This window comes from Actinomadura darangshiensis, from assembly GCF_004349235.1.
Lineage (GTDB): Bacteria > Actinomycetota > Actinomycetes > Streptosporangiales > Streptosporangiaceae > Spirillospora > Spirillospora darangshiensis.
In genome coordinates this window covers 1-14,784 of the sequence record NZ_SMKY01000225.1, presented here as the reverse complement: position 1 = coordinate 14,784, position 14,784 = coordinate 1, and the positions used below count along the sequence as shown (strand labels likewise).

At 72.7% G+C, this 14,784-nt stretch carries 15 protein-coding genes; 9 read left to right on the top strand and 6 right to left on the bottom strand.

The genetic code is table 11. The features are described from left to right. Window positions 1–82: 82 nt before the first annotated feature. Window positions 83–430, bottom strand: a complete 348-nt coding sequence (locus E1293_RS34205) for a VOC family protein (protein ID WP_132202050.1) — start codon at window positions 428–430, stop codon at window positions 83–85. 198 nt (window positions 431–628) lie between these two features. Between E1293_RS34205 and E1293_RS34200 the strand changes: the two genes are divergently transcribed. Then, window positions 629–1,075: an iron chaperone gene (locus E1293_RS34200; RefSeq protein WP_132202048.1), complete on the top strand. Its 447-nt coding sequence runs from the start codon at window positions 629–631 to the stop codon at window positions 1,073–1,075. Between the two features lie 10 nt (window positions 1,076–1,085). On the opposite strand, the gene E1293_RS34195 is transcribed toward E1293_RS34200, so the two are convergent. Then, on the bottom strand, window positions 1,086–3,863 hold the full coding sequence (locus E1293_RS34195) for an ATP-binding protein (RefSeq protein WP_132202046.1): 2,778 nt from the start codon (window positions 3,861–3,863) through the stop codon (window positions 1,086–1,088). A gap of 124 nt (window positions 3,864–3,987) precedes the next feature. On the opposite strand from E1293_RS34195, the gene E1293_RS34190 reads away from it, so the two are divergent. From E1293_RS34190 to E1293_RS34175, 4 genes are all read left to right on the top strand, one after another. Beyond that, on the top strand, window positions 3,988–4,488 hold the full coding sequence (locus tag E1293_RS34190) for a pyridoxamine 5'-phosphate oxidase family protein (protein WP_132202044.1): 501 nt from the start codon (window positions 3,988–3,990) through the stop codon (window positions 4,486–4,488). A 170-nt stretch (window positions 4,489–4,658) separates the two neighbouring features. Beyond that, window positions 4,659–5,042, top strand: coding sequence for a YbaB/EbfC family nucleoid-associated protein (locus tag E1293_RS34185; RefSeq protein WP_243716941.1), 384 nt, complete (start codon window positions 4,659–4,661; stop codon window positions 5,040–5,042). Between the two features lie 29 nt (window positions 5,043–5,071). Beyond that, a complete protein-coding gene (gene recR / locus E1293_RS34180) occupies window positions 5,072–5,671 on the top strand; it encodes a recombination mediator RecR (RefSeq protein WP_132202040.1) in 600 nt (199 codons plus the stop codon). Next, entirely contained in the window at window positions 5,664–6,212 is a 549-nt protein-coding gene (locus tag E1293_RS34175) for a DUF5063 domain-containing protein (RefSeq protein ID WP_132202038.1), read from the top strand. The genes recR and E1293_RS34175 overlap by 8 nt, the downstream gene beginning before the upstream one ends. Before the next feature lie 30 nt (window positions 6,213–6,242). Here the strand turns inward: E1293_RS34175 and E1293_RS34170 are convergent, their stop codons facing one another. Together E1293_RS34170 and E1293_RS34165 are read right to left on the bottom strand one after the other, a co-directional pair. Next, window positions 6,243–6,536, bottom strand: a complete 294-nt coding sequence (locus E1293_RS34170) for a hypothetical protein (protein WP_132202036.1) — start codon at window positions 6,534–6,536, stop codon at window positions 6,243–6,245. Between the two features lie 134 nt (window positions 6,537–6,670). Further along, window positions 6,671–7,243, bottom strand: coding sequence for a TetR/AcrR family transcriptional regulator (locus tag E1293_RS34165; RefSeq protein WP_132202034.1), 573 nt, complete (start codon window positions 7,241–7,243; stop codon window positions 6,671–6,673). Window positions 7,244–7,353: 110 nt separating this feature from the next. Here E1293_RS34165 and E1293_RS34160 point away from each other — a divergent pair, with 110 nt between their 5' ends. The 3 genes from E1293_RS34160 to E1293_RS34150 all read left to right on the top strand — a co-directional run bounded on the left by E1293_RS34160 (window position 7,354) and on the right by E1293_RS34150 (window position 10,796). Then, window positions 7,354–8,523, top strand: a complete 1,170-nt coding sequence (locus tag E1293_RS34160; protein ID WP_132202032.1) for an FAD-dependent oxidoreductase — start codon at window positions 7,354–7,356, stop codon at window positions 8,521–8,523. A gap of 40 nt (window positions 8,524–8,563) precedes the next feature. Next, complete coding sequence (locus E1293_RS34155) at window positions 8,564–9,412, top strand: LLM class flavin-dependent oxidoreductase (protein WP_132202030.1); 849 nt, start codon at window positions 8,564–8,566, stop codon at window positions 9,410–9,412. A 109-nt stretch (window positions 9,413–9,521) separates the two neighbouring features. Next, the gene (locus tag E1293_RS34150) at window positions 9,522–10,796 is read left to right on the top strand and encodes an aspartate kinase (RefSeq protein ID WP_132202028.1); all 1,275 of its coding nucleotides are present in this window, start codon (window positions 9,522–9,524) and stop codon (window positions 10,794–10,796) included. Between the two features lie 271 nt (window positions 10,797–11,067). On the opposite strand, the gene E1293_RS34145 is transcribed toward E1293_RS34150, so the two are convergent. Beyond that, window positions 11,068–12,270, bottom strand: coding sequence for an RNA-guided endonuclease InsQ/TnpB family protein (locus E1293_RS34145; protein ID WP_132202026.1), 1,203 nt, complete (start codon window positions 12,268–12,270; stop codon window positions 11,068–11,070). 170 nt (window positions 12,271–12,440) lie between these two features. Between E1293_RS34145 and E1293_RS34140 the strand changes: the two genes are divergently transcribed. Further along, the gene (locus E1293_RS34140) at window positions 12,441–13,505 is read left to right on the top strand and encodes an aspartate-semialdehyde dehydrogenase (protein WP_132202024.1); all 1,065 of its coding nucleotides are present in this window, start codon (window positions 12,441–12,443) and stop codon (window positions 13,503–13,505) included. Window positions 13,506–13,609: 104 nt separating this feature from the next. On the opposite strand, the gene E1293_RS47900 is transcribed toward E1293_RS34140, so the two are convergent. Then, window positions 13,610–14,784 (bottom strand): hypothetical protein (locus E1293_RS47900; protein WP_207939254.1); only part of this gene is annotated, 1,175 nt, incomplete at its 5' end.

The window sequence follows — 14,784 nt, the reverse complement described above, 5'->3', positions numbered from 1 at the left end:
CCCGTCCAGGAGACCACTCGCGTCCCGGCGCCTTCGTCATCGATCACCTTCACGTCCTACCACCACCCCGCCGGGCGGTGGGTCAGTGGTGGGTTAGGACGTTGATCACTCGGCCGTTGGGGTCTCGGGCGAAGAAGCGGCGTACGCCCCACTCCTCGTCCTGCAAGGGGTGGACGATTTCGGCGCCGCTCGCGAGCATGGCGGCGTAGGCGGCGTCTACGTCGTCGACCTCGACGCTCATGTCGGGGGTCACCGGGGCGGTCTTGTCGGCGGTTATGAAGCTGACCTGCGCCGTCGGGTTGGACGGCGAGGCGAGCGTCACGATCCAGCCTTGGTCCATGACCTCCTCGAAGCCCAGCAGCGTGTAGAAGTCCCGGCTCTCCTGCACGGCCTTCGACTGGACGTTCGGCATGACACGGCGAATGGACATCGGCAACTCCCAGCGAGAACGGATCTGAGTCCATCGTTGCCCGTGAATGTGCCCGTGTCTTGGACGGATGGGAACCGCGCGTCCGTGGTGGGAACCGGGGGTCGTCCGTGGCGGGTTCCGTGGTCGGCACGGAGGCGGTCCGCGCCCTTGCCGGGGGAGGGTGTGAGCACGGAGATCGGCACGACTACAGGAGTGATCATGGCTGCTAGCAGCACGTATGAGGGGTTCTCGGCCGAGGAGCGGGCCGCGATGAAGGATCACGCGAAGGAGCAGAAGCAGGCGGTGCGGCGCGGGTCGCAGGCGGACAAGGCGGCGGAGGCGGAGCGGGACGTCCTCGCGAAGATCGCCGAGCTGGACGACGCGGATCGCGTCATGGCCGAGCGCGTCCACGAGGTCGTCAGGACCAACGTCCCGGAGCTCGCGCCGAAGCTCTGGTACGGGATGCCCGCCTACGCGCTGGACGGCAAGATCGTCTGCTTCTTCCAGAGCGCGGCGAAGTTCAAGGCGCGCTACGCGACGCTCGGGTTCAGCGACCTGGCGCAGCTGGACGAGGGCGACATGTGGGCGGCCGGGTTCGCGCTGGCCAAGGTGACGCCCGAGGTGGAGCAGCGGATCGCGGCGCTGGTGAAGCAGGCGGTGAGCTGAGGCGGCGCCGCTACCGGGCGGCCGGGGGTGCGAGGCCGAGGCCGGCGAGCGCGGTCTCGTCGCCCCTGGCGAGCAGCAGGGTGCGGGCCGACTGGTAGCGGCAGCCGGCCGCGTCGAATGCCGCCGCGGCGGCGAGCTGGCGCGAAAGGTCGCCGTCGAGCAGCGCGTCCGCCCGGTCGACCTGGGCGGACGCGACCGGATTGCCGGCGACCACATCGCGGGCGGCGGCGATGCGGTCGCGGGCGTCCGGATGCCCGGTGAGCACCGCCGCCTCCGCGCGGAGTGCCACGTACCAGTGCAGCCAGACCCAGCAGACCCACTTCCAGACCTCGTCCGGCGGCGGGGCGACGCGCTCCAGCGCCGCCTCCGCGTCCCCGTGGTGGAGCAGGACCATGGCGTCGAAGACCGCGCCATAGCCGAGCCGGTGGTCGTCCGCGGGGCCGGCCTCGGAGACGATCGCGAGCCACGAAGCCCGGGCGGAGCGGTCGCCGCGCAGTCCGTGGATCATCGCGACCGACGCGGCGGCCGGGCCGAGCGAACGCGACCGCAGGCGTCCGCTCTTCTCCCACGTGTCGTGGAATCGCCTGCTGGTCGTCAGGACCTCGCCGACGTTGCCGCTGAACGCGTCCGCGACCAGGAGCCAGGACGTGGCGTGGTGGCCCGCCTCGGCCAGCAGCGGATGTTCGGCGAGCCGCGCGCCCCATCGGCGGGCCGCCGGCAGATCGCCCACGCCGACGGCGGTTCCGGCGGCCATGGCGAGGGCGTCCATCAGCTCGTGCGTGGCGGCGGGGGCGGGCGGTTCGCAGGCCAGGACGTCGATCCGGCGCCGGGCGGCGGCCGCGGCGGCGAAGGCGTCGCCGGCCCAGCTCACGGCGCCCGCGAGCGCGTCCAGGGCGGCGGACTCCGCCACCGGGTCGCCCGCGCGGCGGGCCAGTTCGACCGCGTGCTCGGCACGCGAGACCGTCGCTTGCGCGGGGTTGTCCGGAGATCCCTGGACGGCGCCGAACGCGTCCGCGACCACCGCCGCCTCGGCCAGCGCGACGGCGGCCTCGGCGGACGGGGCATCGCCGGCCAGTTCCCGCGCCTGCGCGAGCATGGCGGTCACCTCGTCCACCGGGGGCGGCTGCGCGAACGAGCTGGAGAAGCGGTACGCGACGGTGGCGGCGGCCGCCAGGTCGCGGCCGGCGCCGGCGGTGTCCCCGGCCCGGCGGGCGGCCTCCGCGGCGGCACGGAACAGGCGGTAGGAGTCGCCGTCGACGCTGCGGCAGCCGGCCACGGCGGCGGCCTGACGCAGCGCGGCGGCACCGGCGCCGTCGTCGTCGGCGGTGAGGCCGGCCGCCTGCTCGAACCGCTGCTGGGCCTCGCCGAGCAGGGTCCGGGCGAAGGCCAGCTCGGCCATGGCCGCGGCGAGCCGGCGGGCGTCCGCGCGCTGTTCCGGCTGGTCGGCGGCCCAGGCGAGAGCGGCCCGCAGCTCCTCCGCGACCGCGTCGAACCGCGCCCGCCATTCCGCGCCTCCGCCTCCCGTCAGCGCGGACGCGTTCGCCAGGCACCACCCGAGATGCCGGGATCGGACGTCCGTCAGCTCGCCGGCGTCGGCGAGCCGCTCCGTCCCGTACTGGCGGATGGTCTCCAGCGCGTGGTACCGGGTGCCGGACGCGGACGGCGTCACGCCGAGCAGGCTCTGCTCGGCCAGCACGCCGAGCCCGTCGACGACCGCGGCCGGGTCCAGCGGGGCGAACCCGGCGACCTCCGCCGCCGCCTCGGCGGTGCACGGCGCGACGAACACCGACACCCGGCGCAGCAGCGCCCGGTCTCGCGGTTCCAGCAGGTCATGGCTCCAGTCCAGCACCGCGCGCACCGACCGGTGCCGGTCGTCGGCGCGGGGCCCGCCGGTCAGGATCCGCAGCTGGTCGGAGAGGCCGGCGGTGAGGCCGTCCAGCCCGAGCGTGGACCACCGCGCCGCCGCGAGCTCGATCGCCAGCGCCATGCCGCCGAGCCGTTCGCAGATGGCCACGACGCCGTCGCTCACCGCCGGGCCCGGCGGCCAGCCGACCGCGCTCGCCCGGTCCATGAACAGGGCCACCGCCTCCGACTCGTCCCCGCCCTCCCGCGACAGCGGCGGGACGGCGAAGACCCGCTCGAACGGCACCAGCAGCCGGGCCCGGCTCGTCACGAGCACCCGCAGCCGGGGACAGGCCGCCAGCAGCCGCTCCAGGAACGGCGCCACCCCGTCCAGGACCTGCTCGCAGTTGTCCAGCACCAGCAGCGCCCGGCGGTCGGCGAGCGCGTCCGGTACCGCGTCGTCGATGCCGCGTCCGGGCTGCTCGCCCACGCCCACGGCCGCCGCGACCGCCGCCCCCACCCGTCCCGGTTCGGTGACCGGGACGAGGTCGGCGAACCACACCCCGTCGGGGAAGTCGGGAGCCACGTCCGCCGCCACCGCCAGCGCCAGGCGCGTCTTGCCGACCCCGCCCGGGCCGGCCACGGTCACCAGCCGGTGCGCCCGCAGCGCCTCGGCCAGTTCCCCGCGCTCCCGCACCCGTCCGATGAACGCCGTCAACGGGGAGGGCAGAGCGGGCTCGACCCGCTCGGGGCCGGCGGCCTCGGCGGCCTGCCGGGCGAGGGCCCGCCGGTCCGGCAACTGCAGCTTGCGCAGCAGGGACGAGACGTGCGACTCGACGGTGCGCACGGAGATGACCAGCCGCGCGGCGATCTCCGCGTTGGTGAGGTGCTCCCCGAGCAGCGCGAGCACTTCGGCTTCCCGAGCCGAGATCACTGGACTGGACACCGGCTCATTATCCGTGGTGTTTTCCGTGCTCAGCGCGGAGGCGCCGCCACGCGCGCCGGGAAACCCTGTGGGCACGAAGACCGGCCCGACCCCGCCGCCACGCCTCACGACCACAGGAGAAGCCATGACGAGCACCAGTCCTCGCCCCGTCGGCCCCGGTTCCGCCGACGCCGGCTCCGGGGGGCCTCGGGACCGCGGGCGGCGCCGCCGCGACACCGAGGACCGGCTCGTCCAGGACGTCGACGTGTGGGTGGCCACCGCCTCGGCGGACGGTGTGCCGTACCTGGTGCCGCTGTCCTTCGCCTGGGACGGCGAGGTACTGCTGATGGCCACGCCGGCCGACAGCCCGACCGGGCGGAACCTGGCCGCCGCCCGGACCGTCCGGCTGGGGCTGGGGCCGACCCGCGACGTGTCCATGATCGAGGGGGACGTCGAGGTCCTGGAGCTCGACGCGCTGCCGCGGGAGCGGGCGGACTGGTTCGCCGAGACCGCCGGATTCGACCCGCGCCCGCTGCCCGCGCCGTACCGCTGGTTCCGCGTCACGCCGCGCCGCGTCCAGGCGTGGCGCGAGGCGGACGAGCTGCCCGGCCGCGAGCTGATGCGCGGCGGCCGCTGGCTGGCCTGACGCGCCCGGCGGACGGGAGCGCTTCCGGCCCGGCTCGCGGTGCTCTCGCTTACCGAAACCGCCCGCGAACCCGTAGTCTCGTGGGACGGACGTCCGGTGGCTGGCGGAGTGCCAGAGAGCAGGCCCTCGGGGGCCGGAAGAGGGAGTGCACCGTGGAACCCGGTGGTCAGCTGAACATGCAGGAACTGCTCCAGCAGGCGCAGGCCATGCAGGAGCAGCTCTTCAACGCGCAGCGTGAACTCGCGGAGGCCGAGGTGAAGGGCTCCGCCGGCGGCGGGCTCGTCACCGTGACGGTCAACGGGCAGGGCGAGGTCACGGGCCTGTCGATCGACCCGAAGGCCATCGACGTGGACGACCCGGCCGACACGGCGGAGACCATCGCCGACCTGATCCTGGCCGCGATCCGCGACGCGGGACGAGAGGCGCAGGAGCTTCAGCAGGAGAAGATGGGCCCGCTCGCCCAGGGCCTCGGCGGCATGCCGGGCGGCGGCGGCCTGCCGGGCGGCGCGGGCGGAGGCGGCCTGCCGGGCGGCTTCCCCGGTCTCGGCGGCTGAGCAAGGACGACCAGGAAAGGAGGGGTCCGTTGTACGAAGGGGTGGTCCAGAACCTCATCGACGAGCTGGGCAGGCTGCCCGGCGTCGGCCCCAAGAGCGCGCAGCGGATCGCCTTCCACCTCCTCGCCGCCGATCCGGCCGACGTCGAGCGCCTCGGCAAGGCGCTCAAGGAGGTCAAGGACAAGGTCCGCTTCTGCAAGACGTGCGGGAACGTCGCGGAAGAGGAGGAATGCCGGATCTGCCGGGACGCGCGCCGCGACCCGCACGTCATCTGCGTCGTGGAGGAGTCCAAGGACGTCGTCGCGATCGAGAAGACCCGCGAGTTCCGCGGCACCTACCACGTCCTCGGCGGCGCGATCAGCCCGATCGAGGGCGTCGGCCCGGACGACCTGCGCATCCGCGAGCTGATGCAGCGCCTCGCGGACGCGGCGGTGACCGAGCTGATCCTCGCCACCGACCCCAACCTGGAGGGCGAGGCCACGGCGACGTACCTCGCCCGGCTCGTCAAGCCTATGGGCATCACCGTCACCCGTCTGGCCAGCGGCCTGCCGGTGGGTGGCGATCTGGAGTACGCCGACGAGGTCACGCTCGGCCGCGCATTCGAAGGACGGAGGCTGCTCGATGTCTGACAGCAACAGCCCGCAGGACTGGAACGCCCTCGCCGAACGCGTGGCGTGCCATGTCGACAACTACCTGAACGGCCTGGAGGCGGTCGCCCGCGGCGACGGCGGAACGCACACGATCCCGCTGCTCCTCCTTGAGGTGTCGCAGGTCATCCTGGCCGGCGCGCAGCTCGGCGCCAGCGCCGACGTGATCCTGCCGGACAACTGGGAGCCCGAGATCGGCGACGACCCCGACCTCGACGCCGTCCGGCAGGGGCTGTCGGAGCGCCTCGAAGCCCTGGACGAGTACGCCGAGGTGTTCGACCCCTACAAGGACACCGAGTCGACCCCGTACCGCCTGTCGGACGACCTGGTCGACGTCGCCAGCGACCTCGTCCACGGCCTCCGCCACTACAACCAGGACCGTCCGCTGGAAGCCCTCTGGTGGTGGCAGTACTCCTACTTCAACCACTGGGGCAACCACGCCGGTGCCGCCCTGCGCGCCCTGCACGCCTTCGTCGCCAACTCCCGCCTTGACGTCTCCACGGAGGAGCCCGCCACGGCCTAGCCGGACGACCGGCCCTGCCGGACGACCGGCCTAGCCGGACGTCTCGTCGGAGTTCACCGCCGCGCCCAGCGTCCATGCGACCAGCTCGGCCGCCTTCTCGGCGTCCGAGCCGATCTGCCCGCCCGGCTCGGTCGCCCACGCGTAGAGCCGCAGCTCACCGTCCCAGACGACGGTGGCCTCCTGGCCCCGGTAGGCGACGTGCAGCCCGTCCGCCTCGTCGCGCGGCCGCGTCGCCGCCAGCTGCGGGGCGCGCCGCCGCAGCGCCGCGTACAGCGAATCCAGCGGTCCCCTGCGCACCCGCGGCAACTCATCGAACGCGGCCATCGGCCCTCCCATCGGCTAAGACTCCGCGGCGCCGCCCCAGCGCGGACGCGGCGGACGAGAGGAACCACGGCGCCCCGTCGAACCCCCCGCCGCTACATAGACGCTTTGCCCCGCCTTCAGGTGGTCCGCGAAGTTCAGTCGGCGGACGGACCGCGGTCCTCGTAGAGGTGGCCCTCGGCGGCGCGGACCGCCATGGCCGCCACGTCGCGGACGTCCATGGAGGCCAGCGGTTCGATGCCCAGCAGGTAGCGGCAGTAGACGATGCCGAGGGTCTGGCTCAGCAGCAGGGCGGCGCGTTCGCGCACGTCCGGGGCGTCCGGAATGGCCTTCCGCAGGGCCGGGACGATCTCCTCGTCGAAGATCGCCTGGACCCGGGCCGCCGCGTCGGGACGGGTGGGCGCCGTGCGCAGCAGGACGGCCTCCGCGGTGTTCTCCCCGGCCTCCCAGCGGGCCAGGAAGGACCGGACGTAGGCGGCCGCCGCGTCCTGCGCCCCGCCGAGGTCGGGGACGGCCAGGTCGATGGCCGAGGCGGCCGCGTACAGGTCGGCCTTGCTGCCGAAGTACCGGATCACCATGGACGGGTCGATGCCGGCGTCCGCGGCGATGGCGCGGATCGTGGCCCGCTCGTAGCCGTCGTCCGCGAACAGCCGCCGGGCCGCGGTCAGGATGGCCGTCCTGGTCGGTGCGGAGCGCTCGGTGAAAGCCATGCGGCAAACATATGCCACCAGGCGTTGGCAAACGAGGGTTCGGCGTCTAAAGTCTCAACAAAGGTTGGCCATCAACTGTTGGCAAACAAGCATTCGCAGAGGAGACGACCATGGAAGCTCTCCCGCAGACCGCCGACGTCCTCGTCGTCGGAGCAGGCCCGGTCGGGCTGTCCCTCGCCGCGTCGCTGCGGCTCCAGGGGGTGGACGCCGTCCTGGTGGACCGGGCGGCCGAAGGCGCGAACACGTCCCGGGCGGCCGTAGTCCACGCCCGGACGCTGGAGACGCTGCGTGAGATCGACGTGACCGGCGAACTGGTCGAGCGCGGCGTCATCGTGCCGCGCTTCACCGTCCGCGAGCGGGACCGCGCGCTGCTCACCGTCGAGTTCGGCGACCTGCCGACCGAGTTCCCCTACACGCTGATGGTCCCGCAGAACGTCACCGAGGAGATCCTGCTCGCCCGGCTGGAGGCGGCCGGCGGCCGGGTCCACCGCCCCTTCGAGATGACCGGGCTGACCCAGGACGGGGACGGCGTGACGGCCGAGCTCGCGAGCGGCGAGAAGATCCGCGCCGGCTACGTGGTCGGCGCGGACGGCATGCACAGCGCCGTCCGCGAGCACTCCGGCATCGCCTTCGAGGGCGACGCCTACCCGGAGTCGTTCATCCTCGCCGACGTCCACCTGGACTGGGACGCCCCCCGCGACGAGGTCATGCTGTACTTCTCACCGGAGGGCGTGACCGTCGTCGCTCCGCTGCCCGGAGACCGGCACCGCATCGTCGCGACCGTCGGCGAGGCCCCGCAGGAGCCGAGCGCCGCCGACGTCCAGGCGCTCCTGGACGCCCGCGGCCCCAAGGCGCACCCGGCGGTGATCAAGGATGTCGTGTGGAGCTCCCGCTTCCGCGTCCACCACCGGCTGGCCGCGCACTACCGCGCGGGACGCGTCTTCCTGGCCGGCGACTCCGCCCACGTCCACAGCCCGGCGGGCGGGCAGGGCATGAACACCGGCATCCAGGACGCCCTCGCCCTCGCGGACAAGCTCGCCGCCGTCCTCAACGACGGCGCGTCCGACGACGTGCTGGACGCCTACGAGGCGGAGCGCAGGCCCATCGCCGAGCACGTCGTCTCCTTCACCGACAAGATGACGAACGTCGCGACGGTCGGCAGCCCGGTCCTCCGCGGCATGCGCAACACCGTGCTGCGCGCCCTCGACTGGGTGCCCGCCGTCCACCGCACGATGGCGATGAACCTCTCCGAGCTCTCGACGGACCCGACTCGCCGCTGAACCGCTTGCCTCGGCCGGAGCGGGGACGGAGCATGCGGGGATGCGCTATTCGATCAACATTCCGAACTTCGGGGACTTCGCGGATCCGCGGGCCGTGGCGCGGGTCGCGGAGGCGGCGGAGCAGGCCGGGTGGGACGGGCTGTTCGTCTGGGACCACGTCGTCCATGTGAAGAGCGAACGCAAGGCCTTCGGGGACCCGTGGATGCTGCTGACCGCCGCGGCCCTCGCGACCGGCCGGATCAGGCTCGGCACCCTGGTCACCCCGGTCGCGCGGCGGCGGCCGCAGCAGCTCGCCCGGCAGGTCGCCACGCTGGACGTCCTCAGCGGCGGCCGGGTGATCTTCGCGGCGGGCCTCGGCGGGCCGGTCGAGGACGAGTACGGCGCCTTCGGCGAGCCGACCGACGAGGCCCTGCTGGCCGAGCGTCTCGACGAGGGGCTCGGCCTGCTCGAACGCTACTGGTCGGGCGAGCCGGTGACCCATCGCGGGCGGCACTACCGGGCCGAGGACGTCGCGCTGCTGCCCGCCACCGCGCAGCGCCCCCGCCCGCCCGTGTGGGTGGCCGGGTTCTGGCCGAACCGGCGGCCGATGCGCCGGGCCGCCCGCTGGGACGGGGCCGTCCCGCTGTTCGGCCCCGGTTCGCACGGCCCCGCGCCCGCCGTCGAGGACGTCCGCGACCTGGTCGGCTACGTCCGGCGGCAGCGGGAGGGCGACGGGCCGTTCGAGATCGTCGTCGGTGGCGTCAGCCCCGCCGACGCCCGCGACCTGGTCGGACCGCTGCGGGACGCCGGCGCCACGTGGTGGGACGAGCGGCAGGTCATCGGCTCGGCGGAGAACGAGAGCCTCGAAGCCGTCCTGCGCCGCGTCGAGCAGGGCCCGCCGAGGCTCTAGGACCCGCGCGTCCCGGCCCCCGGTAGTTACCTGGTCGTAATCCATGGGGACGGGCTCGGTAGACTCGTCGTCCGGAACGCCTGACCCCGATCCGAGGAGCGCCCCACTCGTGGCTCTTGTCGTGCAGAAGTACGGTGGCTCCTCCGTCGCCGACGCCGAAGGCGTCAAGCGGGTCGCCCAGCGCATCGTCGCAACGAAGAAGGCGGGCAACGACGTGGTCGTCGTGGTCTCCGCCATGGGCGACACGACGGATGACCTTATCGATATGGCCAAGCAGGTCAGTCCCCTGCCGCCGGGCCGTGAGCTGGACATGCTGCTCACCGCGGGCGAGCGCATCTCGATGGCCCTGCTCGCCATGGCCATCGCGAACCTGGGCCACGAGGCCCGCTCGTTCACCGGCTCCCAGGCCGGCGTGATCACCGACGGCACGCATGGGAAAGCCAAGATCATCGATGTGACGCCGGGCCGGATCCGGACCGCGCTGGACGAGGGCTCGATCTGCATCGTGGCCGGGTTCCAGGGCGTCTCCCAGGGCACCAAGGACATCACCACGCTCGGCCGCGGCGGGTCCGACACCACGGCCGTCGCGCTGGCCGCCGCGCTGGACGGCGACGTCTGCGAGATCTACTCCGACGTCGACGGGGTCTTCACCGCGGACCCGCGCATCGTGTCCGCCGCGCGCAAACTCCCGAAGATCTCCTACGAGGAGATGCTGGAGATGGCGGCGAGCGGCGCGAAGATCCTGCATCTGCGCTGCGTGGAGTACGCGCGCCGGTACAACATCCCGATCCACGTGCGGTCCTCGTTCAGTCAGAAAGAGGGCACGTGGGTCGTCGACAGCAGTGAGATCGAGGGACAGGGCATGGAGCAGGCGATCATCTCCGGCGTCGCGCACGACCGGAGCGAGGCGAAGATCACCGTGGTCGGGGTGCCGGACAAGGTCGGCGAGGCCGCCACGATCTTCACGGTGCTGTCCGACGCCGAGATCAACATCGACATGATCGTGCAGAACGTGTCGGCGGCGTCCACCGGGCGGACCGACATCTCGTTCACGCTGCCGTCCACCGACGGGCAGAGCGCGCTGACCGCCCTCAACAAGCTGAAGGAGCGGATCGGCTTCGAGTCGCTCCGCTACGACGACCGGATCGGCAAGGTGTCGCTGATCGGCGCCGGGATGCGCTCGCACCCCGGCGTCACCGCGAACCTCTTCGGCGCGATCGCCGAGGCCGGGGTGAACATCGAGATGATCTCCACCTCGGAGATCCGGATCTCGGTCGTCGTCGCCCAGGACGACATCGACACCGCCGTCGCCGCCGCGCACCACGCGTTCGACCTCGACTCCGACCAGGTCGAGGCCGTCGTCTACGGCGGCACCGGCCGCTGATCCTCGCGAGGCCGCGCAGGCGTTCCCTCCGAATGCGTGCGCGGCCCTTCGCGTTGCCAGCCCTCCGCAGCACCCTTCGCAGCGACGTTCGGCCTACCACCCGTACGTGCCGTCCGGCGTAGCCTCCGAGTCTGCGTCGTCGGGCGCGATTTCTGGTTCTGCGTCGTTGGACGCAATAGGGTGCCGGCGGCCGTGGGATCATCCGACCTTGGAGCCGGTAGCGGTAGTTCTGAGGATTTGACTTCCTCTCCTTCCTGAAGGAAGGGGATTCCTACGGCTCGCGCCGTGGGTGTTTCTGCTTCGCGGCCGACTGCGGGAGGGAGGGCCCTTGCCGTCTCACATCAGCTCCACAGACATCACCGGGGGAATATCCGGTTACGGCTCGACCAGCCGCAAGGATGTTCTTGGCCGCGTTGATGTCCCGGTCGTGCCGGGTGCGGCAGCCCGGGCACGTCCAGTGCCGGGTGGAAAGGCTCAGTTGTGCGAGCAGGTGCCCGCAGTGCGAGCAGGTCTTGGACGAGGGGTACCAGCGGTCGATCACGACCAGCGTGCGTCCGCCGCGTGCGGCCTTGTACTCCAGTTGCCGCCGGAACTCGCCCCACCCGCAGTCGGAGATGGCACGTGCCAGCCTGCGGTTGCGCACCATGTTGGCGACGGCAAGATCTTCGATCACGATCACATCTGCCCGGTCGGCGATGCTGGTGCTGGTGCGGTGCAGGAAGTCGGCGCGGGCGTTGCGAACCTTGCGGTACGCTGCGGCGACCTTGGTCCTGGCCTTGCGATGGTTGGCCGAGCCGGGTTGCCTGCGGGCCATGCGCCGCTGGTAGCGGGCCAGGTTCGCGGCTTTGCGCGCCAGATGGCGCGGGTTGGCGATGCGGTCTCCGTCGGAGGTCACCGCGAAGTCCTTCACCCCCAGGTCGATGCCGATGGCGTGCCCGGCGGCGGGCCTGGGTTCGGGGGTGTCGGTATCGACGGCGAAGGTCACATACCAGCGTCCGTCGGGGTCACGCGAGATAACGACCATGCTCGGATTCAGCGAGGCCAGGTCCACCTTCTGGAACGACCACGCGAACTCAAGTGGCGTGGTGGTCTTGGCCATCTGCAGTTGCCCGCCACGGATGCGGAAGGCCGAGCGGGTGTAATGCGCGGCCTGGCGGGAGGTGCGGTTCTTGAACCGCGGGTAGCGGGCGCGTCCGGCGAAGAATCCGGCGAAGGCCGCGTGCTGGTGCCGCAGCACCTGCTGCAGCGGAACGCTGGACACCTCGTTCAGGAACGCCAGCTCCTGGGTCTTCTTCCAGGCGGTCAGCGCTGCGTCGGTCTCGGCGTAGGAGGTGCGCCTGCCGCTGGCATGCCAAGCGCGATGGCGTTCGGCCAGGGTCTTGTTCCACACCAGGCGCACGCAGCCGAACGTGCGGCCGAAGATGGCCGCCTGTTCGGGGTCGGGGTAGGCCCGGCACTTGTACGCCGTCCGCATGACCGGAACATTACAGAACGTCAGTGTGCCTGTACGGAGAATACGGATCGTGCGCCGTCGAACTGCGACGCACAAGCGTCCCGGTTGTGCCGGTACGGCCTCGGCAGAGTCCGAATTCCTCCCCGGCCTCAAGGCCGAGGCATTTTCCGGAGGGTTTGGTGAGTGCGACGATGGGCTCTGCTTCCGGGCTGCCGACCCTCGCGGTCGCCGGTGCGACCGGCGCTGTCGGGGCGGTGCTGCTCGACCTGCTGTCCACCCGCCGGGACGTGTACGGGGAGATCAGGCTCGCCGCGTCGGAACGTTCCGCCGGGCGGACGCTCCAGGTCCGCGGCGAGCGGGTCCCCGTCTCGGCGCTGACCCCCGAGGTGTTCGACGGCGCCGACGTGGCGATGTTCGCGGTGCCGGACGCCGTCGCCGCGCACTGGGCGCCGATCGCGGCGGCGCGCGGGGCCGCGGTGGTCGACGGCTCCCGGGCGTTCCGGACGAGACCGGACGTTCCGCTCGTCGTCCCCGAGGTGAACCCGGAGCGGGTGCGCGACCGTCCGCGCGGCGTCGTCGCGGGCCCCGGCTGCGCGACCCTGTCGATGATCGTGGCGATCGGCGCGCTGCACCGGCGGTACCGGCTGAAGGAGCTGGTCATCGCGTCCTACCAGGCGGCGTCCGGGGCGGGCCGGAGCGGCATCGACACCCTGTACGCGCAGCTGGAGAAGGTCGGCGGCGACCGCGCGCTCGGCAACCGGGCGGGCGACATCCGGGGCGTGGTGGGCGAACTCGGGCCGTTTCCGGCGCCGCTCGCGATGAACGTCGTCCCGTGGACGGGCACCCACGCCGACGGCGGCTGGACGTCCGACGAGACCGGCCTGCGGGACGAGACCCGCAAGATCCTCGAACTGCCCGGCCTGAAGGTCGCGGCGACCTGCGTCCGCGTCCCGGTGATCACCGGTCACTCGATGGCCGTGCACGCCGTCTTCGAGGAGCGGACCGGCCGCCGCGAGGCGCAGGACATCCTGGCCCGCTCGCCCGGCGTCGTCCTGTGCGACAACCCGGAGACGCGCGAGTTCCCGACCCCGTCCGACGTCGCGGGCACCGACCCGACCTGGGCGGGCCGCGTCCGCTGCTCCCCCGACGACCCGAACGCCCTCGACCTGTTCCTCTGCGGCGACAACCTGCGCAAGGGCGCCGCCCTCAACACCGTCCAGACCGCCGAGCTGATCGCCGCCGCCCTGACCCCGTGAGCGGGCGCGGGCCGAGCGGGCATGGGCCGGAGCGGTTGTGGGCCGAGCGGCTGCGGGCCGGGGACCCCCGGCGGCGGGGTCCCCGGCCCACGATCCCGAGGTGGTCAGGTCCGCGGTTGTGCACCGAGCCGGTCGACCCAGCCCATCAGCTCGAACGCCTGGACGAGCAGCGGGAGCGGGCGGGCATCCCGCATCTCGATCTGCAGCAACTGCGCCGAGGCCGGATCGATGATCATGCGGTACTCGATCCTGCCGCGGGTCGTCTCGTCGCCGGGGCCGGTCAGGATCAGCGCGGTTCCCGTACGGCCGAGGAGGTCGCGGACCCGGCTCTTGGCCGTGATCCCCGGCTGCCGCGCCATGACGCGGAACAGCGCGGCGCGGGTGCCGGACGTGACCGGAGCGGTGAGAAGATCGCTTCCCGTCTGCCACAGGTACGTGGCGAACGTGTCATCCGGCCGGGCGCCGGCCCGGTCCCGGTACAGCTGCTTGAGCCGGCTCTCCAGCGCGGCCGTGCCGGTGGGCAGCGCGGAGACGTTCGCGAGCGTCAGGCCCGGGTTCGAGATCGACAGGGGCCGCCGCAGGGTGTCGTCCGAGGCGGACTTGTCCCCGGCCGCCAGCGCGGGGGACCCCATGGCCTTCCACTTGGCCTCGTCCTCGGGGGAGGCGAAGGTGTAGTCAGGGTCCGGGCGGGTGACGTTGCGGTTCTTCCCGCCCGCTTCGCGTGCCCGCCAGACCTCCTGGGTGTCGGCGGCGGCAGCGGCGAACGGCGGGTCGCCGTGCAGCTTGAGGTCCGTCAGCTTCTTGTCGAACTCGCGCTGGGCGGCCTGCACGGCGCCGGCATCGCCGCGCGCCGCCTTCCTCTTCGCCTCCAGCTCCTTCCGGAGGGCCTCCACCTTGGCCTTGTACTCGCCCGGAACCGTATTGACCAGGGACGAGGTCAGGGTCTCGGTGTACCAGTAGCGGCCCGTTCCGGCCTTGCCATGGGTGGCGGTCTCGGCGGCCGTCAGCAGGAAGGACCGGGCGTCCACCGAGGTAACGGGTGGCGAGGACGCGATCACCGGCGCCTTGCCGGAGGATCCGGTGGCCGCGGGGACGACGGCGAACGCGGCGGCCGCCAGCCCGGCGACGGCGCCGCCGGCGAGCAGGTAGCGGGGACGGCCGGACATGAGAGTCCTCCAGTTGGACGCGGCGGGTCCGGGCGGGGTGCGGAGGGCGAGCGCCAGGTCGTCCTCGCGGCGGCGGGCGTAGGTCTGCTCGACCGTGTCGCGCACGTCGGGTT

What these genes read in the sequence shown, in the direction of transcription:
- E1293_RS34170 (WP_132202036.1), bottom strand. Translation starts at nt 6,536, where the DNA reads ATGGCCGCGTTCGATGAGTTGCCGCGGGTGCGCAGGGGACCGCTGGAT.
- E1293_RS34160 (WP_132202032.1), top strand. Translation starts at nt 7,354, where the DNA reads ATGGAAGCTCTCCCGCAGACCGCCGACGTCCTCGTCGTCGGAGCAGGC.
- E1293_RS34175 (WP_132202038.1), top strand. Translation starts at nt 5,664, where the DNA reads ATGTCTGACAGCAACAGCCCGCAGGACTGGAACGCCCTCGCCGAACGC.
- E1293_RS34190 (WP_132202044.1), top strand. Translation starts at nt 3,988, where the DNA reads ATGACGAGCACCAGTCCTCGCCCCGTCGGCCCCGGTTCCGCCGACGCC.
- E1293_RS34140 (WP_132202024.1), top strand. Translation starts at nt 12,441, where the DNA reads ATGGGCTCTGCTTCCGGGCTGCCGACCCTCGCGGTCGCCGGTGCGACC.
- E1293_RS34200 (WP_132202048.1), top strand. Translation starts at nt 629, where the DNA reads ATGGCTGCTAGCAGCACGTATGAGGGGTTCTCGGCCGAGGAGCGGGCC.
- E1293_RS34165 (WP_132202034.1), bottom strand. Translation starts at nt 7,243, where the DNA reads ATGGCTTTCACCGAGCGCTCCGCACCGACCAGGACGGCCATCCTGACC.
- E1293_RS34155 (WP_132202030.1), top strand. Translation starts at nt 8,564, where the DNA reads ATGCGCTATTCGATCAACATTCCGAACTTCGGGGACTTCGCGGATCCG.
- E1293_RS34205 (WP_132202050.1), bottom strand. Translation starts at nt 430, where the DNA reads ATGTCCATTCGCCGTGTCATGCCGAACGTCCAGTCGAAGGCCGTGCAG.
- E1293_RS34145 (WP_132202026.1), bottom strand. Translation starts at nt 12,270, where the DNA reads ATGCGGACGGCGTACAAGTGCCGGGCCTACCCCGACCCCGAACAGGCG.